Source organism: Streptomyces sp. NPDC086077 (assembly GCF_040686175.1).
In the GTDB taxonomy this organism is placed as follows: domain Bacteria; phylum Actinomycetota; class Actinomycetes; order Streptomycetales; family Streptomycetaceae; genus Streptomyces.
Genome location: NZ_JBFBJT010000026.1, coordinates 1 through 17,859, shown reverse-complemented (window position 1 = coordinate 17,859; position 17,859 = coordinate 1). Strand labels below are relative to the sequence as shown.

At 72.8% G+C, this 17,859-nt stretch carries 16 protein-coding genes and 1 pseudogene; 13 read left to right on the top strand and 4 right to left on the bottom strand.

All coding sequences use genetic code 11. From position 1 onward, the window contains the following. Nucleotides 1-3: 3 nt before the first annotated feature. The gene (locus tag AB0O67_RS10645; protein WP_365448351.1) at nt 4-1,206 is read right to left on the bottom strand and encodes an amino acid deaminase/aldolase; all 1,203 of its coding nucleotides are present in this window, start codon (nt 1,204-1,206) and stop codon (nt 4-6) included. Between the two features lie 554 nt (nt 1,207-1,760). Here AB0O67_RS10645 and AB0O67_RS10640 point away from each other — a divergent pair. Further along, nucleotides 1,761-2,759 (top strand): hypothetical protein, encoded by a 999-nt coding sequence (locus AB0O67_RS10640; protein WP_365448350.1) that lies wholly within the window; start codon nt 1,761-1,763, stop codon nt 2,757-2,759. Next, nucleotides 2,756-3,928 carry a type VII secretion-associated serine protease mycosin gene (gene mycP / locus AB0O67_RS10635; RefSeq protein WP_365448349.1) on the top strand — a complete coding sequence of 391 codons (1,173 nt, stop codon included), beginning with the start codon at nt 2,756-2,758 and terminating at the stop codon, nt 3,926-3,928. Before AB0O67_RS10640 ends, mycP begins: the two co-directional genes overlap by 4 nt. 147 nt (nt 3,929-4,075) lie before the next feature. On the opposite strand, the gene AB0O67_RS10630 is transcribed toward mycP, so the two are convergent. Further along, complete coding sequence (locus tag AB0O67_RS10630; protein WP_365448348.1) at nt 4,076-5,029, bottom strand: serine hydrolase; 954 nt, start codon at nt 5,027-5,029, stop codon at nt 4,076-4,078. Nucleotides 5,030-5,085: 56 nt separating this feature from the next. Between AB0O67_RS10630 and AB0O67_RS10625 the strand changes: the two genes are divergently transcribed. Further along, nucleotides 5,086-5,817: an SseB family protein gene (locus AB0O67_RS10625; protein WP_365448347.1), complete on the top strand. Its 732-nt coding sequence runs from the start codon at nt 5,086-5,088 to the stop codon at nt 5,815-5,817. 19 nt (nt 5,818-5,836) lie between these two features. Here AB0O67_RS10625 and AB0O67_RS10620 read toward each other — a convergent pair whose 3' ends face one another. Next, nucleotides 5,837-6,184 carry a DUF1844 domain-containing protein gene (locus AB0O67_RS10620; protein ID WP_365448346.1) on the bottom strand — a complete coding sequence of 116 codons (348 nt, stop codon included), beginning with the start codon at nt 6,182-6,184 and terminating at the stop codon, nt 5,837-5,839. Between the two features lie 388 nt (nt 6,185-6,572). Between AB0O67_RS10620 and infC the strand changes: the two genes are divergently transcribed. The 10 genes and pseudogenes from infC to AB0O67_RS10570 all read left to right on the top strand — a co-directional run bounded on the left by infC (nt 6,573) and on the right by AB0O67_RS10570 (nt 17,442). Beyond that, complete coding sequence (infC, locus tag AB0O67_RS10615) at nt 6,573-7,238, top strand: translation initiation factor IF-3 (RefSeq protein WP_365448425.1); 666 nt, start codon at nt 6,573-6,575, stop codon at nt 7,236-7,238. Between the two features lie 112 nt (nt 7,239-7,350). Continuing rightward, a complete protein-coding gene (rpmI, locus tag AB0O67_RS10610; RefSeq protein ID WP_003977225.1) occupies nt 7,351-7,545 on the top strand; it encodes a 50S ribosomal protein L35 in 195 nt (64 codons plus the stop codon). 97 nt (nt 7,546-7,642) lie between these two features. Next, a complete protein-coding gene (rplT, locus tag AB0O67_RS10605) occupies nt 7,643-8,026 on the top strand; it encodes a 50S ribosomal protein L20 (protein ID WP_055492778.1) in 384 nt (127 codons plus the stop codon). Nucleotides 8,027-8,214: 188 nt separating this feature from the next. After that, nucleotides 8,215-9,063, top strand: coding sequence for an RNA methyltransferase (locus AB0O67_RS10600; RefSeq protein ID WP_365448345.1), 849 nt, complete (start codon nt 8,215-8,217; stop codon nt 9,061-9,063). Between the two features lie 53 nt (nt 9,064-9,116). Continuing rightward, nucleotides 9,117-10,253 (top strand): ATP-binding protein, encoded by a 1,137-nt coding sequence (locus tag AB0O67_RS10595; RefSeq protein WP_365448343.1) that lies wholly within the window; start codon nt 9,117-9,119, stop codon nt 10,251-10,253. Nucleotides 10,254-10,379: 126 nt separating this feature from the next. Next, the gene (gene pheS, locus AB0O67_RS10590) at nt 10,380-11,501 is read left to right on the top strand and encodes a phenylalanine--tRNA ligase subunit alpha (protein WP_365448341.1); all 1,122 of its coding nucleotides are present in this window, start codon (nt 10,380-10,382) and stop codon (nt 11,499-11,501) included. Further along, entirely contained in the window at nt 11,501-14,053 is a 2,553-nt protein-coding gene (gene pheT, locus AB0O67_RS10585) for a phenylalanine--tRNA ligase subunit beta (protein ID WP_365448339.1), read from the top strand. The genes pheS and pheT overlap by 1 nt, the downstream gene beginning before the upstream one ends. A 209-nt stretch (nt 14,054-14,262) precedes the next feature. Next, a pseudogene (locus tag AB0O67_RS10580) lies at nt 14,263-15,261 on the top strand (PP2C family protein-serine/threonine phosphatase); the annotation flags it as partial. 224 nt (nt 15,262-15,485) lie between these two features. Continuing rightward, nucleotides 15,486-16,826: a transcriptional regulator gene (locus tag AB0O67_RS10575; protein WP_365448337.1), complete on the top strand. Its 1,341-nt coding sequence runs from the start codon at nt 15,486-15,488 to the stop codon at nt 16,824-16,826. Nucleotides 16,827-16,896: 70 nt separating this feature from the next. After that, nucleotides 16,897-17,442: an NUDIX hydrolase gene (locus tag AB0O67_RS10570; RefSeq protein WP_365448335.1), complete on the top strand. Its 546-nt coding sequence runs from the start codon at nt 16,897-16,899 to the stop codon at nt 17,440-17,442. Between the two features lies 1 nt (nt 17,443). Here the strand turns inward: AB0O67_RS10570 and AB0O67_RS10565 are convergent, their stop codons facing one another. Then, complete coding sequence (locus tag AB0O67_RS10565) at nt 17,444-17,701, bottom strand: hypothetical protein (RefSeq protein ID WP_365448333.1); 258 nt, start codon at nt 17,699-17,701, stop codon at nt 17,444-17,446. Between the last annotated feature and the right edge of the window lie 158 nt (nt 17,702-17,859).

Genomic DNA, 17,859 nt, shown 5'->3' with positions numbered 1-17,859 from the left:
CCCTCACAGGAACGTGCGGCCCTCGCCCCGGTACGTCGGCACGGTCGCCGTCACCCGGTCCCCCTGGACCAGATGCAGCGTGTCGAACCGCTCGCACATCTCGCCGGCCTTGGCGTGCCGGAACCACACCTTGTCGCCGATCAGCAGGTCGTCGGCCGGTGAGCCGAGCAGCGGCGTCTGTACCTCGCCGGCGCCTTCCTGAGGGTCGTAGCGCAGGCCCTCGGGCAGATACGGGACCGGCAGCCGGTCCACGCCGGCCGCGCCGGACGCCGGGTAGCCGCCACCGAGGACGGTCACCACGCCGACGCCGGGCCTGCGCACCACGGGCAGGGCGAACGTCGCCGCCGGACGGCCGCTGAACGACGTGTAGTTGTCGAACAGCCGCGGCACGTACAGCCCCGAACCGGCGCCGATCTCGGTGACCGCGTCCTCGGCGGCGGTGTGCTGGACGCTGCCCGTGCCGCCACCGTTGACGAACTCCAGCCCCGGCGCCACGGCGCGCACCGCGCGCGCCACGGCCGCGCGCCGCTCTGCCAGCTCCCGCCGGGCGGTGGCCTGCATCAGCCGCACCGCCCGCGAGCGCAGCGGCCGCCCCGCGACGGCGTCCCCCACCCCGGCGATGTGTCCCTCGTACGCCATGATCCCCACGACCTCGAACCCCGGCCGCCGGGCCACCAGCCGGGCCAGGTCGGCGACGTCGGCGGGGGAGTGCAGCGGTGAGCGGCGGGCCCCGACGCGCACCCGCCCGCCGAGCAGCCTCAGGGAGGTGTCCAACTCCAGGCAGACCCGCACGACTTCGCGGCCCCCGTCCCGCGCCTCGTCGATGAAGGCCAGATGGGCGGGGTCGTCGACCATCACCGTGACAACGGCGGCGAGCTTGGGGTCCGAGGTGAGTTCGGCGAAACCGGCGCGGTCGGCGGACGGGTAGGCGAGGAGGACGTCCTCGTACCCGGAGCGGGCCAGCCACAGGGACTCGGCGAGCGTGAACGACATCACCCCGGCGAAACCGTCCTTGGCCAGGACTCGTTCGAGCAGGGCGCGGCAGCGTACGGACTTGCTGGCGACGCGGATCGGCTTCCCGCCCGCGCGGCGGACCATGTCGTCCGCGTTGGCGTCGAAGGCGTCCAGGTCCACGATCGCGACAGGGGCGTCGAGATGGGCGGTGGCCCGGTCGTAACGGGCCCGGTCGGCGGCGCGCGCAGTCATGAACGAAGCCTGCCAGACAGGATTACCGCAGGGTAGGGGGATGTTCCGGGCAGATGCCCCGGCCTCGCGGACTGGTTCCCTCATCTGCCGGGGCAACCCGTAGAGTGACGCGCACGCAGGGAGGAACGACTCCGCCCGCCGCCGCGCCGGGATGCCGGACCGTCCGCGCGGGTATGCGTGCGACGACGTGACGAGGCGGCCCGCGTACGGGGAGACGGGCACGAGGAAACGGGGGCTGCATGAGCACGGAAGCGCAGCACGCCCCGATCCCGCCCCGCCCGCCCCACCCCCCGAGACCGACGAACGCCGACGCGAGACCCCCCGCGAAGGCCCCCGAGCCCCAGCACCCGCAGGCCCGCACCTCCTCGTCGCCGTCCCCCGGCCCCTCCTCGTCGGACACGGGTACGCGCTCCGGTGGGTCATCGCCGCTGGACGCCCGGGTTCCTGGCCGTCGTGCGGAGGGGAGCCGGGACACCTGCCCTGTCGCCCCGCCCCCGCCGCCGGCCTCCGCCCGTTTCCCCGATGCCCCGCCCCGTCCGGGGCACCGTCCAGCCGTGCCGCCCGTCGCGGATCCCTCGGAGACGACCCGGCGCCTGCGGCCCGTCGCGCCGGAGAGCAGGCGTGGGCCTGGGGGCGGCTCGACGGAAGCCCTCGCGGCCGTGACCCCGGATCCGGTCCACTCCTGGGGTGCCCAGCACACCTCCGGTGGGTCGTTCGGCTCGGGGCGGCCGCGGCCCGTGGTCGGCTTCGGTGAGCCCGAGGCGTTCGACGACCCCGCGCGGACCGGCTGGTCCGGCACGCTCGTCCGGCGGCGCACCGTCGCGGCGGCCGTCTGCTTCGTCCTCGGCGCCGGGCTCATCGGGGGTGCAGTGGCCGGGAGTTGGCTGGCCGGGGACTCCGGGGAGAGCGGCGAGCCCGGGACCTACGCGGCCGCCGGAGGCCTGTGGCACAGCGTGCCCGTCGACCAGCTGTTCCCGCCGACCGTGCAGGGCCGCGGCGCCGGCCCCGGCGGAGCCGACCGGCTCTGGACACGTATCGCCGTCGCCCCGGACAGCGACTGCGCCGGAGCGTTCGACCCGCTGCTCGGCAAGGCCCTCGCCCCGGTCGGCTGCGAGCGCCTGCTCCGCGCCACGTACACCGACGCCACCCAGAGCTACGTCACCACCGTCGGCGTGCTCTTCACCAAGGCCGACGCCGCCGCGATGCGCTCGCTGGAGACCCGCTTCGACAAGGACCGCCTGGGCCGGCGTACCGACCTGATGCCCCGCCCGTACGCCGCGCGGGACACCGTCGCCGCGGGCTTCGGCGACGGGCAGCGGGCGTCCTGGACGGTCTCCGTGCTGACCGACGCCCCGGTCGTCGTCTACGCCGTCTCCGGCTGGGCCGACGACCGGACCGTCGACGAGCCCCAGTCCGCCGCCGACGCCACGCGCTCCGGCGCCACCACCGCCGTCGCCCAGGCGGGCCTCGGCCACGAGGCGAAGGGCCTCGCCGACCGGGTCGAGCGCGGCCTGCGCAAGTCCGTCACGTCGTCCCCGGAACGGCCCTCATGAACCCCACCACCCGCAGGGCGGGACTGCTCGGCGTCCTGCTCGCCTCCTCCGTCGCCCTGGTGCCGCCCACCGCGGCGCACGCGGACGGCATCCGCGGCCAGCAGTGGGCCCTTGAGGCCATGCACACCGAGGACGCCTGGCAGACCACCAAGGGCGCCGGCGTCACGGTCGCCGTCCTGGACACCGGCGTCGACGACGACCACCCCGACCTCGCGGGCAACGTGCTGGCCACCAAGGACATGGTCGGCTTCGGCGCCGGCCGCGGGGACCGGGCGTGGGCCCGGCACGGCACCGCCATGGCCGGCATCATCGCCGGACACGGTCATGGGGACGGCAACGGCGACGGCGTGATGGGCATCGCGCCGGAGGCCCGGATCCTGCCCGTCCGCGTCATCCTGGAGGACGGCGACCCGGCCCGCGCCAAGGCCCGCAAGACCCGCGGCAACGCCCTCGCCGACGGCATCCGCTGGGCCGCCGACCAGGGCGCCGACGTCATCAACCTCTCCCTGGGCGACGACTCCGCCTCCGCGCACCCCGAACCCGCGGAGGACGAGGCCGTCCAGTACGCCCTGAGGAAGGGCTCCGTCGTCGTCGCCTCGGCCGGCAACGGCGGCGAGAAGGGCGACCACATCTCCTACCCGGCCGCCTACCCCGGGGTGATCGCCGCGACCGCCGTCGACCGCCTCGGCACCCGCGCCTCCTTCTCCACCCGCCGCTGGTACGCCACGGTCAGCGCCCCCGGCGTCGACGTCGTGATCGCCGACCCCGACCGCAAGTACTACGAGGGCTGGGGCACCAGTGCCGCCGCCGCCTTCGTCTCCGGCGCCGTCGCCCTGGTCAAGGCGGCCCACCCCGGCCTGACCCCGGCCCAGATCAAGCAGCTCCTCGAGGACACCGCCCGCGACGCCCCCGCCGACGGCCGCGACGACTCACGGGGCTTCGGCTTCATCGACCCGGCCGCCGCCATCGAGGAGGCCGGCCGCCTGGACCCGGAAGGCCTGCGCTCGGCGTCGTACGGCGAGAAGTACTTCGGCCCCGGCCCGGACACCGAAGACTCCGACGACGACACCGCGAGCTGGGCCGGCCCCCTCGCCGGCAGCGTGGGCGGCGTCCTCCTGGTCGCGGCCGTGGTGCTCTGGCGCGCCCGCCGCGAGTACGACGCCTTCTAGCCGCACCGGCTCGGCGCCCCGTCCGCCGTCGGCGCGTACCGGCGGCCCGCTCCTCCCGAGGGCGCACGGGAACCCCGAGCCCAGACCACCGTGGCCCGTGACGGACACTGCGCCCGCCCCCCGACTCCCACGACGTCTTCCGCCCGCTCAGCCGGGCCTCGCGGACGCCGGGGCCTCCGCGGTGAACACCGAGACGGCGGCCCGCGCCGCGGACTCCACCAGCGCGATGCCCCTCTCCTTCGTCGTGTTGCCGTCGGACAGCACCGCCACCAGGAAGGCACGGCCGTCGGCCGTCACCCGTCCGATGCTGTGGACGTCCCACAGCCCGGTCTCCTTGTGGGGCAGCCAGCCGTTCTTCAGGGCCCACCCGGACGCGCCCCCGGCCGCCGACACCCCCCACCGCTGACCGCGGGTCACCCGCCCCATCAGTTCCTGGACATACGCCCGCGAAGCCGCGCTCAGCTCCGATTCCGCCGCGAACACCTGTCGCAGCAGGGCGAGTTGGTCGGCCACCGTCGTGCTGGTCAGCCCCCACTCCATCCTGTGGCCGCCCTCGGTCCCGGTCAGCCCGAACCGCTCGTTCGCGGCGTCCAGTCCCTCCTCCGCGCCGATGGCGCGCCACAGGGCCGACGCGGAGTCGTTGTCGCTGCGCTCGATCATCGCGGTGGCGTACGACTTCTCCCTCGCCGTCAGTTCCCGTCCGGCGTCCTGCGCCTGGAGCAGCAGCGCCGCCAGGATGTCCACCTTGACGATGCTCGCGGTGCCGAAGGCTCCGTCGCCGTACGCGGCGCTCCGTCCGGACGCCAGGTCCAGCACCGCCACCGACACCTCGGCACCGTCCTCGACCGGCACGGTCCCCATGGCCCGGGCCAGCGCGGCGTCATGGTCCACCGTCGACCGCGTCACACCTTCCATCCCCGTCTCCCCGCCCATCCCTGTCTCCTCCCCGCTCGCCGCCACCGAGGCCGACGGCGTCACGGCCGGCGACAAGGCCCAGGTCCCGGGGAGCGCCCACGCCGTACCGCCCGCAGTACCGCCCAGCGCGACGGCGGAGGCGGCGCAGGCGCCGATCAGGGCGCGGCGGACTCCGGGTCGGTCCATACCTCCATGGTGGGCGCCGCGCCGGTCTGCGGCTCCCCCCGATAGGGTCGGTGACCGTGGCGAACAAGAACATTCCCGACCCCGGCTTCTCCGACGACGACGGCTCCGCCGACCCCCGGCTGAGCGCGGCGCTCGCCGCCTGGGCCGAGGACCGCACCGCCGTGGGACCCGTGCTGGCCGCGCTGAAGGGCGCCCGGCTGCTCGTCCCCGTGGTCGCCGTGCTCGGCGAGGTCGAGGAGGACGAGAACGGGCTGCGCCGCGAGAAGACCAGCGACATGGCCGTACCCACGCTGAAGGCAGGCGGCCGCACGGCCCTGCCCGCCTTCACGTCCACCGAGGCGCTGGCCCGCTGGGACGCGCAGGCCCGTCCGGTGGCCGTACCGCTGCACCAGGCCCTCCAGGCCGCCGCGCACGAGAAGGCGGACACGGTCGTGCTGGACCTGGCCGGTCCCGTGCCGTTCGAGCTGACCGGCCCCGCGCTGCTCGCGCTGGCCGAGGGGCGCACGAGCACCGACCCGCTCACCGACCCCGCGGTCGTCGCGGCGGTACGGGACGCCGTGGCCGCCGAGCCTGCCGTGCTCCGTGCCCACCTGGGGCCCGGACAGGCGGACGGCACCCTGGCCCTCGTCCTCGACCCGGCCGCCGCCCCCGCCGTGGCCGCCCGCGCTGTGGCGCGGCGGATGGCCGCCGACGAGACACTGAGGGCCCGCCTGGTGCGCGGCCTCGACCTGGCACTGCTGCCGGCCGGGACCACACCACCGGGCGAGCCCCTGTACGTACGAGGGTGACTCGGGCCTGAGGCCGGGATCAGCTGTAGATCGGGCCCGTGTACTTCTCGCCCGGGCCCTGGCCGGGCTCGTCGGGCACGAGGGACGCCTCGCGGAACGCCAGCTGGAGCGACTTCAGGCCGTCCCGCAGCGGGGCCGCGTGGAACGAGCTGATCTCGGTCGCGCTCCCGTCCAGCAGACCGGCGAGGGCGTGGATCAGCTTGCGGGCCTCGTCCAGGTCCTTGTGCTTCTCGCCCTCCTCGGTCAGACCGAGCTTCACCGCGGCCGCGCTCATCAGGTTGACGGCGACCGTCACGATCACCTCGACCGCGGGGACCTCGGCGATGTCGCGGGTCATGGCGTTGAAGTCGGGCGTCTCTTCACTCATGCCTTTCACCATAGGGGCAGAGGGAGAACCGGCCCCAGCGGGCCTCGGTTAGCCGATTCCGGCCGAGGCTGCTAACCTCGTGTAACGACCGGTCGGACACGTATGCCTCACCGCACAACGAGCCCGACCTACAAGTGGAGGCTGTCGAACTCCCACCTGACCGCTCTTCCGGGCGGCGGGTCACCGGTCAGGCGGTCCCGTCCTCCGTGACGGCACCCGCCCGAAAGTGCGCCCCGCGGTCACCGCGGCGGTCGCTCCGGTTGTTCGAGGAGCCCCCGCCTGTGATCGTCCGGGGCATTTTTTGTGCTTCGGCGCGGTTAGGTCTATCGAACAGAGACGTTACGCGGCTGTCCGCCAGACCGTCGCGTGGTGCTACCGAGGAGGATCCATCAGCGCCGAGCCCCGCATCAACGACCGGATTCGCGTTCCCGAGGTGCGACTTGTCGGTCCCAGTGGCGAGCAGGTGGGCATTGTCCCGCTCGCTAAGGCACTGGAGCTTGCGCAGGAGTACGACCTGGACCTGGTCGAGGTCGCGGCGAACGCCCGTCCGCCTGTGTGCAAGCTCATGGACTACGGGAAGTTCAAGTACGAGTCGGCCATGAAGGCCCGTGAGGCGCGCAAGAACCAGGCGCACACGGTCATCAAGGAGATGAAGCTCCGGCCGAAGATCGACCCGCACGACTATGACACCAAGAAGGGTCACGTCGTCCGGTTCCTCAAGCAGGGCGACAAGGTCAAGATCACGATCATGTTCCGTGGGCGTGAGCAGTCCCGGCCCGAGCTGGGCTACCGGCTGCTGCAGCGGCTCGCGGAGGATGTCCAGGACCTCGGTTTCGTCGAGTCGAACCCGAAGCAGGACGGCCGAAACATGATCATGGTTCTCGGTCCGCACAAGAAGAAGACCGAGGCGATGGCCGAGGCTCGCCAGGCGCAGGAGGCCCGCAAGGCCGAGGCGAAGGCCAACCCCGGCAAGTCGCAGAACGCCGCGGACGGCGATATCCCGGCGGACGGCGAGATCGCCGAGGCCCCGGCCGAGGCTTCCGCCGAGGCGTGACCCCGGGGGGCGTGAGTCCCCAGGACCTAACCGAAACAGAGAGCGACGCTCCACCGTGCCCGGTTTTCGTGACCGGGCACCGGAGCGCCACCGACGAGGAGAGAACGGCGCTATGCCGAAGAACAAGTCGCACAGCGGTGCCAGCAAGCGCTTCAAGATCACCGGCTCCGGCAAGGTGCTCCGTGAGCGCGCCGGCAAGCGCCACCTGCTCGAGCACAAGTCGTCCCGCGTGACGCGTCGCCTCACCGGCAACGCCGAGATGGCCCCGGGCGACGCCGCGAAGATCAAGAAGCTTCTCGGCAAGTGACGTACGGGCGCCACTGAGCGTCGTACGTCTGGACCGGGACCCCATCGATTCCGGGCCGTGTGAGGACAACCACGGCCCCGCTACAAGGAGTTAAAAAGTGGCACGCGTCAAGCGGGCAGTCAACGCCCACAAGAAGCGCCGGGCGATCCTCGAGCAGGCCTCCGGCTACCGCGGTCAGCGCTCGCGCCTGTACCGCAAGGCCAAGGAGCAGGTCACCCACTCGCTGGTCTACAACTACAACGACCGCAAGAAGCGCAAGGGTGACTTCCGCCAGCTGTGGATCCAGCGCATCAACGCCGCTGCCCGCGCCAACGGCATCACGTACAACCGCTTCATCCAGGGTCTGAAGGCCGCGAACGTCGAGGTCGACCGCAAGATCCTGGCCGAGCTGGCCGTGAACGACGCCGGCGCGTTCGCCGCGCTCGTCGAGGTCGCGCAGAAGGCGCTGCCGGCGGACGTCAACGCGCCGAAGGCCGCGTGACGCTGCGCCGGCTCTAGGCCGACGTGACCGAGGACCCGCAGGTGTCAGCCTGCGGGTCCTGCTGTGTCCGCGTGGTCGTCGAAGCCGCGGGTCGCCGGTGGCTGGTCGCGCAGTTCCCCGCGCCCCTGGGTAGGTCCACTCGCGCCCGTGATCCGCGGCGCGGTCCGTAGTACGAAGGTGAGCTGCACATGCCCCCCGCCAGCCCCGAGCTGATCTCCCCCCGTTCACCCCGGGTCCTGGCCGCGCGGCGGCTGGCCAAGCGGAACTTCCGGGGGAAGGAGCAGCTGTTCCTCGCGGAGGGGCCGCAGGCCGTGCGCGAGGCCGGGGCGCAGCCGGGGACCCTGGTGGAGCTGTTCGCGACCGTCGAGGCCGCCGAGCGGTACGCCGACATCGTCGGCGAGGCCCGCGACACCGGCGCCCGGGTGCATCTGGCCTCCGAAGAGGTCATCGCCGACATCTCCACGACCGTGACCCCGCAGGGGCTGGTCGGCATCTGCCGGTTCCTGGACACGCCCTTCGAGGAGATCCTCGCCGCCCGCCCCCGGCTCGTCGCCGTGCTCGCGCACGTGCGGGACCCTGGCAACGCCGGGACCGTGCTGCGCTGCGCGGACGCCGCCGGTGCCGAGGCCGTCGTCCTGACCGACGCGTCCGTCGACCTCTACAACCCGAAGGCGGTACGCGCCTCCGTCGGGTCGCTGTTCCATCTGCCGGTCGCCGTGGGGGTGCCCGTCGAGCGGGCCGTCGCGGGACTGAAGGACGCCGGGGTGCGCATCCTCGCCGCCGACGGGGCCGGGCGGCACGACCTCGACGACGAGCTCGACAAGGGCACCATGGGCGGGCCGACCGCCTGGGTCTTCGGCAACGAGGCCTGGGGCCTGCCCAACGAGACCCGCGCCCTCGCGGACGCCGTCGTGCGTGTCCCGATCCACGGGAAGGCCGAGAGCCTGAACCTCGCGACCGCCGCGGCCGTATGCCTCTACGCGTCGGCCCGTGCACAGCGCGCCCCCGGAGGCTGCCGCAGCGTGACCGGGAGCTAGTAGGGTGACCAGCTCGGGGGCCTCCTGCGCCGTCTGAGAGGTGGGGTACGCGGATGAGCGTCGGCACGAGCAGCGCTCCGGGGGGACGGGACGTGCGGCGACCGCCCGCGTCCCGGCAAGGCGATCCCGCCGGGCTCGGCATCGAACCCGACGAACTGCCCGACGGCCTCGTCGTCGCCGACGAGAACGGGCACGTGATCTGCTTCAACGCCGCCGCGGAACGCATCACCGCCGTCGCCGCCACCGACGTACTCGGACAGCCGCTCGACAAGGCGCTGCCCCTGGAGGACCTGGAGGGCCGGCGCTGGTGGCAGCTGACCGACCCCTACGGCGGCCTCGCCATCCGGGTCCGGCAGCCGGAGCGGAACCTGCTGCTGCCGGGCGGGCGGGAGGTGCTCGTCTCGGCGCGCTACGTGCGCGGCGAGCCCACCGGACCCGTCCGCCGCGTCGTCGTCTCGCTCCGGGACACCGAGGCCCGCCGCCGCACCGAGCGCAGCCACGCCGAGCTGATCGCCACCGTCGCCCACGAGCTGCGCTCGCCGCTCACCTCCGTCAAGGGGTTCACGGCCACGCTGCTGGCCAAGTGGGAGAGGTTCACCGACGACCAGAAACGGCTGATGCTGGAGACCGTCGACGCCGACGCCGACCGCGTCACCCGGCTCATCGCCGAACTGCTCGACATCTCCCGGATCGACTCGGGCCGGCTGGAGGTGCGCCGCCAGCCGGTCGACATCGGCGCCGCCGTCGGCCGGCACATCCAGGCGTACGTCGCCGCGGGTCTGACCGCCGACCGGTTCCTGCTGCGCCTGGAGCAGCCGCTGCCCGCGCTGTGGGCCGACCCCGACAAGATCGACCAGGTGCTCAGCAACCTCATCGAAAATGCGGTGCGGCACGGCGAGGGAACCGTCACCATCGACATCACGCCCGCCGCGTCCCCGCGCGAAGGAGAGGACGCCGGCACATCGGTCACCGTGAGCGACGAGGGCACCGGCATCCCGGAGGAGTCCATGAACCGCGTCTTCACCCGCTTCTGGCGGGGCAGCAAGCGCGGCGGCACGGGCCTCGGGCTGTACATCGTCAAGGGCATCGTCGAGGCCCACGGCGGCACCATCACGGTCGGACGCGCCCCCGACGGCGGCGCGGAGTTCCGATTCACGTTGCCCGTGGCCGCGCCGGCGTATCTCGCCTGACGGCCACGGGCGCATTCGTCCACCCCCACCCCGTTAGACTCGGCCTTTGGCACCTTTGTGTCCCACAGACGGCCCATCCAGTCGGTGACGGGGACTTCAGCCAGCCAATCGGAAGCACGGGAAGAGATGTCGGCACCCAATAAGTCGTACGACCCTGTCGAGGTCGAGGCGTTGAAACCGGAAGAGATCGAGCGCATGCGGGACGAGGCGCTCGCCGCCTTCGCCGCCGCAGGCTCCCTCGACGCGCTCCAGGAGGCCAAGGTCGCCCACACCGGCGGCACCTCCCCGCTGGCGCTGGCCAACCGCGAGATCGGCGCCCTGCCCCCGCACGCCAAGGCCGCCGCCGGAAAGCTGGTCGGCCAGGCACGCGGCGCCGTCAACAAGGCCCTGGCCGCGCGCCAGGTCGAACTGGAGGCCGAGCGGGACGCCCGGGTGCTGGTGGAGGAGGCGGTGGACGTCACGCTGCCCCACGACCGTGTGCCCGCCGGCGCCCGGCACCCCCTGACCACGCTCTCCGAGCGCATCGAGGACGTCTTCGTCGCCATGGGCTACGAGGTCGCCGAGGGCCCGCAGGCCGAGGCCGAGTGGTTCAACTTCGACGCCCTCAACATCGGCCCGGACCACCCTGCCCGCGGTGAGGCCGACACCTTCTTCGTGCAGGGCGAGGACGGCGGCTCCGAGTCCGGTGTCGTGCTGCGCACCCACACCTCGCCGGTGCAGATCCGCTCCCTGCTGGAGCGCGACCTGCCGGTCTACGTGATCTGCCCCGGCCGCGTCTACCGCACGGACGAGCTGGACGCCACGCACACCCCGGTCTTCCACCAGGTCGAGCTGCTCGCCGTCGACGAGGGCCTGACCATGGCCGACCTCAAGGGCACCCTGGACCACATGGTCCAGTCGCTGTTCGGCGAAGGCATGAAGACCCGGCTGCGGCCGAACTTCTTCCCGTTCACCGAGCCGTCCGCCGAGATGGACATGGTGTGCTACGTCTGCCGCGGCGACTCCGTCGGCAACCCCGACCGGCCCTGCCGCACCTGCTCCAGCGAGGGCTGGATCGAGCTGGGCGGCTGCGGCATGGTCAATCCGCGGGTGCTCACCGCCTGCGGCGTCGACCCGGAGAAGTACAGCGGCTTCGCCTTCGGGTTCGGCATCGAGCGGATGCTGATGTTCCGCCACAACGTCGAGGACATGCGAGACATGGTCGAGGGTGACGTCCGGTTCACCCGGCCGTTCGGGATGGAGATCTGATGCGGGTCCCGCTTTCTTGGCTGCGGGAGTACGTCGACCTGCCGGAGACGGAGACCGGTCGTGACGTGCAGGCCAAGCTCATTTCGGCCGGTCTGGAGGTCGAGACCGTCGAGCAGCTCGGCGACGGCCTCAAGGGCCCCCTGGTCGTCGGCCAGGTGCTGACCATCGAGGAGCTGGAGGGCTTCAAGAAGCCGATCCGCTTCTGCACCGTCGACGTCGGCACGGCCAACGGAACCGGTGAGCCCCAGGAGATCGTCTGCGGCGCCCGCAACTTCGCCGTCGGTGACAAGGTCGTCGTGGTCCTGCCCGGCGCCACCCTCCCGGGCGGCTTCTCGATCTCCGCGCGCCAGACCTACGGCAAGACCTCGCACGGCATGATCTGCTCGAGCGACGAGCTGGGCATGGGCGACGACGGCACCAAGGGCATCATCGTGCTGCCGCCCGAGACCGAGGTCGGCAAGGACGCGATCGAGCTGCTGGAGCTGGTCGACGAGGTGCTGGACATCGCCGTCACCGCCAACCGCGGCGACTGCCTGTCCCTCCGCGGCGTCGCCCGCGAGGCCGCCATCGCGTACGGCCTGCCGCTGCGCGACCCGGCCCTGCTCGACGTACCGGCGCCGAACGCCTACGGCTACCCGGTGAAGGTGTCCGAGCCGATGGGCTGCGACCGTTTCACCGCCCGTACGGTGTCCGGGCTGCGCCCCGAGGCCCGCTCCCCGATCTGGCTCCGGCGACGGCTGCAGAAGGTCGGCATGCGCCCGATCTCGCTGGCGGTCGACGTCACCAACTACGTGATGATGGAGCTCGGCCAGCCGCTGCACGCCTACGACCGCAAGCTGGTCCAGGGCACCATCGGCGTCCGCCGGGCGGCCGAGGGCGAGAAGATCGTCACCCTCGACGGGGCCGAGCGCAAGCTGCACGCCGAGGACCTGGTGATCACCGACGACCGTGGCCCCATCGGGCTCGCGGGCGTCATGGGCGGCGCCGACACCGAGATCGCCGACCTCCCCCAGGCTCTCGACTCCGCTCGGGCAGGGGAGACCCCCGTCACCGAGGGCGCCACGACCGACGTGGTGATCGAGGCCGCGCACTTCGACGCGGTGTCGATCGCGCGCACGGCCCGCCGCCACAAGCTGTCCTCCGAGGCCTCCCGCCGCTTCGAGCGGGGCGTCGACCCGCAGGCCGCGTCGGCCGCCGCGCAGCGCACGGTCGACCTGCTGGTGCTGCTCGCGGGCGGCACGGCCGAGGCCGGTGTCACCGAGGTCATGGCCCCGTCCGCGCCGCACACCATCACCGTCGCGGCCGACCACCCGGACAAGGTCGCGGGCGTCGAGTACGGCCGCGAGACCGTCGTACGGCGCCTCCAGCAGGTCGGTTGCGACGTGTACGGGCAGGACGAGCTGATCGTCACCGTGCCGTCCTGGCGGCCCGACCTCCTGGAGCAGAACGACCTCGCCGAGGAGGTCATCCGCCTGGAGGGCTACGAGAACCTGCCCTCCACGCTGCCCAGGCCCACCTCGGGCCGCGGTCTGACGCACCGGCAGCGGCTGCACCGCCGGGTCGGCCGGGCGCTGGCCGGGGCCGGCTACGTCGAGGCGCCGAACTACCCGTTCGTCGGCGAGCAGGTCTTCGACCAGCTCGGCCTGGACGCCGACGACCCCGCCCGCCGCGTGGTCAAGCTGGTCAACCCGCTCAACGACGAGGAGCCCGCCCTTCGTACCTCGCTGCTGCCGGGCCTGCTCGGCGCGCTGCGCCGCAACGACGGCCGGGGCTCGCACGACCTCGCGCTGTTCGAGACCGGACTGGTCTTCCTCCCGCGCGCCGAGCGCAGGGGCACCGCCGCTCATCTGCCGGTCGACCGTCGGCCCACCGCCGAGGAGATCGCCGCGCTCGACGCCGTGCTGCCCGAGCAGCCGCGCCATGTCGCCGCCGTCCTCGCGGGCGCCCGCGAGCAGGCCGGCTGGTGGGGCAAGGGCCGTCCGGGCGACTGGGCCGACGCGGTCGAGGCGGCGCGTACGGTCGCCCGCGAGGCCGGTGCCGAACTCGTCGTGCGCGGCGGCCAGTACGGGCCGTGGCACCCGGGTCGCTGCGCCGAGCTCGTGATCACCCTCGACGGCACCGAGCGGGTCGTCGGCCACGCGGGTGAGCTGCACCCGCGTGTCCTGAAGGCGCTGGGCCTGCCCGCGCGCACCTGCGCGATGGAGCTGGACCTGGACGCCCTGGAGCAGGTCGGGGACGGCACCCCGCAGGCGCCGAGCATCTCCTCCTTCCCGGTGGCCACGCAGGACGTCGCGCTGGTCGTCGAGCAGGCGGTCGCGCACGCGGACGTCGAGGCCGCGCTGCGCGAGGGCGCCGGCGAACTGCTGGAGTCCATCCGGCTGTTCGACGTGTACGAGAACGCCGAGCAGCTCGGCGCGGACCGGAAGTCGCTGGCGTACGCGCTGCGCTTCCGGGCCGGGGACCGGACGCTGACCGTCGACGAGGCGTCCGCGGCGCGGGATGCCGCGGTCGCGCTGGCCACGGAGCGTACGGGCGCGGAGTTGCGCGGCTAGTTCCCTGAGGGGGACCGCGTCCTGGGCCGGTCACGGGTCGTCCGTGGCCGGTCGCGCGGTTCCCCGCCCCTTCGGGGCCTCGGCATCACCTCACTCGTTCGGGTGGGATGTCCCGGTGATCTGGTCCTACCGGGCCATGCGGCGACAGAATCGGACCGGCCTTTCGGGGTCGGTCTGCGCTGTCACGGCCTGCATGGGAGGCCACCCGCATGATCCGTTTCAGGGCCCTGGGGCTGCCCACGGTGTGGGGTGCCATGGCGATCACGTACAAACTGGCCTGTCCGCTCGCCCAGCAGACCTCCCTCGGCGCGCGGATCGTCACCAGCGCCGTGTTCTTCGCCGTCGGCACCGGCCTCGTCCTCCATGTCCGCCGGACGCTGCTGCGTGAGCTGAGACAGGCCCGCCGCGTCGCGGATGCCGCCCAGAGCGCGCTGTTACGGCCGCTGCCCCCACGCGTCGACGGGCTGAACGTCGCCGCGGCCCAGCTGTCCGCCGAACGCGGTTCCTCCGTCGGCGGCGACCTGTACGAGGTCATCGCCACCGAGCACGGCGTGCGGGTCGTGATGGGCGACGTACGGGGGCATGGGCTCGACGCGCTCGGGACGGCCGCCGCCGTGCTGGGCAGCTTCCGCGAGGCCGTGCACGACGAGCCCGAACTGGGCCGGGTGCTGCTCAGACTGGACCGCGCGCTGGCCCGGCACCTGCGCGAGCGTCCACGCGTGGAGCAGGCCGAGGAGTTCGTGACCGTCCTGCTGCTGGAGATCTGCCCGGACGGCGAGGTGCGGGCGCTCAACTGCGGCCATCCCTGGCCGTACCGGCTCCAGGAGACCGGCGTCGAGCCGCTGACCCGGACCGAGCCCCTGCCGCCGCTCGGCCCGTTCCCGCTGCCGGCCGACCTGCCCGCCGTACGCCACGGCGCACTCCGCCCGGGCGACGCGCTGTTCCTCTTCACGGACGGGGCCGAGGACGCCAGGGACGGGCATGGCCGGTTCTTCCCGCTGGCGGACGTGCTGACCGAGGCCGCCCACAACGGCACGCTCTCTCCGCAGGACGTCCTGGGCGCCGTGTTCACCCGCCTGTCACGGCATACGAGCGGCAGCCTTCCCGACGACGTGGCCCTCCTGATACTCCGCAACGAACGCGAACTCCCACGCCCTCCAGGAGCGCGGGGAACCGCGCGACCGGCCACGACGCACCCCCGGCCGACAACGCGCCGCTGGCCCCTCGGCCCCCTGTACAGCCCCCGGCAGGGCCGCCGCACTGTACGAGGGGGAGCCGGCGGCCCGGCCGGCCTCTTGCGAGGCAATTCAGTCAACCGGTTGGAAACTCTCCGCAACAGTGCGCGCACGCTGCGGATGCGCGCACTCCGTTCACACCCCGTGTGAAGCCGGATTCACTACGCTGTCGGCACCGAGCCACCCGGGGGCCTCCCATGCAGCCCAACACTCTGCTCGACGCGATCCTGGACGAGGCGGGCATCTCGCACGCCGGTCTCGCGGCCCATGTGAACCAGGCCGGCCGCGCCCGTGGGCTCGCGCTCCGCTACGAACACACCGCCGTGGCCCGCTGGTTGAAGGGCCAGCGGCCGCGCGGTCAGGTGCCCGACCTGATCTGCGAGGTGCTCGCCGCCCGGCTGCACCGCCCGGTCACCCTCGACGACATCGGTCTCGGTGTCCCGGGCCAGGAGGCGATCCCGCACGCCACCTCGCTGTCCGGGTTCGTCGAGCGGGCCACCGCCCTGTGGCGCTCGGACGAACAGCAGCGGCCGCACGTCCTCGGCGCACCGGCGGTGACCGGGACGCCCGCGGTGATGCCGGTGTGGGAGTGGGAGAACCCTCCCGAGGACGTGGACGTCTCCCGCGGCGGCCGGCACCGGGTCACCCCCGCCGACCTCGACATGCTGCGCGCGGCCCGCGCCCACTACGAGCAGCTGTACCGCAAGGCCGGTGGCATAGCGACCCGCTCCCGGATCGTCGGCTTCCTCAACGCCGAGGCGGCGCCGCTGCTGCGGGGCGGCTACACCGACGCCACCGGCCGCCAACTCCACCGCGCCACGGGCGGGTTGGTGGCGATCGCCGGGATCTGCGCGTACGACTCCGACGCGCACGGGCTCGCCCAGCGCTACTTCCACCAGGCGCTGCGGCTCGCCAAGGCCAGTGGTGACCGAGGGCTCGGCGCGTATGTGATCGCCCTGCTGGTCAACCAGTCGCTGTTCATGCGGGAGCACCGCCAGGCGGTCGCGTTCGCCGAGGCCGCGCTGCGCGCCGCCGGCAAGCAGATCACCCCCGCCCTGGCCTCCGATCTGTACGCGATGCAGGCGAAGGCGTACGCCCACCTCGGCGACGGCACGAGCGCCCTGTCCTGCATCCGGCGGGCCGAGCAGGCCGCCGAACGTATCCGGCGCGGCCACGAACCCGACGAGACCGGCTATGTCCAGCCGGGCCTGGTCAACGTCCAGGTGGCGGAGGCGCTGCTCAGCCTCGGTGAGCTGGCCGCCGCCGGGGAGCACGCCGCTGCCGCCGTGGACACCCCGGCGCACGACCGGGGCCGCGTGCACCGGCTCGCCATGCTCAGCACGGTCGAGCTGCGTCAGGGAAACGCCGAGAAGGCGGTGGCCATCGCGGTGCAGATGGCGGAGCAGGCCCGCGGCATGGAGTCCCAGCGGCTGCGCGACAGACTCCGGGCGGTGCGCGAGCATCTGGCGCGCAGCGGTGGCGCGGGCACGGCCGAGGCCGCCGAACTCATCGACGGGGCCCTGCGTGTACCGCTGTAGGCGTTGCTGATCCCTGCTGCGGAGTCCCTGCTGCGATATTGCCACTTACTCGATGGAAGGTGGCAGAACCGTGCAGTGGACGAAACAGAACGAACAAACTGTCTATGAAAACCGCTGGTTCAGCGTCAATCTCGCGGATGTGGAGCTGCCGGACGGCCGGCACCTCGACCACTTCCTGATACGGATGCGGCCGGTCGCCGTGGCCACGGTGGTGAACGAGGCGAACGAGGTCCTGCTCCTGTGGCGCCACCGCTTCATCACCGACAGCTGGGGTTGGGAACTCGCCGCCGGCGTCGTCGAGGACGGCGAGGACATCGCGCGGGCGGCCGCCCGGGAGCTGGAGGAGGAGACCGGCTGGCGGCCGGGGCCTCTGCGGCACCTGATGAGCGTGGAGCCGTCCAACGGACTCACCGACGCCCGGCACCACATCTACTGGGCCGACGAGGGTGAGTACGTCGGGCACCCGGTGGACGACTTCGAGTCGGACCGCAGGGAGTGGGTCCCCCTCAAGGTCGTCCCCGACCTGGTCGCCCGCGGCGAGGTCCCGGCCGCCAACATGGCGGCCGCGCTGCTGTTGCTTCACCATCTCCGGCTGGGCCAGGACACCTTGCCCTGATCTACCGTCCCAGCGCCTGCCAGAGGGACACGACCAGGGCGCCCACGGCCGTGACGGCCGCGACCGACGGCAGCGGCCAGCGGGAGTGTTCCAGGGTGACGAGCCGGGTGTTCACCTCGTCCAGTTCCTTGGTCGTCTCCTCGGTGCGGTGACTGAGCAACGCCAGCCCGCCCTCGACTTGTGCGTACGCCACGTCTAGTCGGCGCCGTAACTCTGCGAGTTCACCGTGGACGACGGAATGCTCCGGATCGGCGGTCACGGACCGCTCCTTTCCGTAGTCGAATCACATCCTTTGCATGCGCACCATGAGTCAACTCGCCTGGTGGGTGCGTGGGGAGCGTGTGCGCGGGGCATATGCGTGCCCGGCGTGCACACGGTGTGTGAATGCCGCGGGCCCGGCACCGGAAGACCGGTGCC

Excerpts from the sequence above, each read along its gene's own strand:
- AB0O67_RS10645 (WP_365448351.1), bottom strand. The coding sequence starts at position 1,206 with ATGACTGCGCGCGCCGCCGACCGGGCCCGTTACGACCGGGCCACCGCC.
- mycP (WP_365448349.1), top strand. The coding sequence starts at position 2,756 with ATGAACCCCACCACCCGCAGGGCGGGACTGCTCGGCGTCCTGCTCGCC.
- AB0O67_RS10630 (WP_365448348.1), bottom strand. The coding sequence starts at position 5,029 with ATGGACCGACCCGGAGTCCGCCGCGCCCTGATCGGCGCCTGCGCCGCC.
- AB0O67_RS10620 (WP_365448346.1), bottom strand. The coding sequence starts at position 6,184 with ATGAGTGAAGAGACGCCCGACTTCAACGCCATGACCCGCGACATCGCC.
- rpmI (WP_003977225.1), top strand. The coding sequence starts at position 7,351 with ATGCCGAAGAACAAGTCGCACAGCGGTGCCAGCAAGCGCTTCAAGATC.
- AB0O67_RS10600 (WP_365448345.1), top strand. The coding sequence starts at position 8,215 with ATGCCCCCCGCCAGCCCCGAGCTGATCTCCCCCCGTTCACCCCGGGTC.
- AB0O67_RS10595 (WP_365448343.1), top strand. The coding sequence starts at position 9,117 with ATGAGCGTCGGCACGAGCAGCGCTCCGGGGGGACGGGACGTGCGGCGA.
- pheS (WP_365448341.1), top strand. The coding sequence starts at position 10,380 with ATGTCGGCACCCAATAAGTCGTACGACCCTGTCGAGGTCGAGGCGTTG.
- pheT (WP_365448339.1), top strand. The coding sequence starts at position 11,501 with ATGCGGGTCCCGCTTTCTTGGCTGCGGGAGTACGTCGACCTGCCGGAG.
- AB0O67_RS10575 (WP_365448337.1), top strand. The coding sequence starts at position 15,486 with ATGCAGCCCAACACTCTGCTCGACGCGATCCTGGACGAGGCGGGCATC.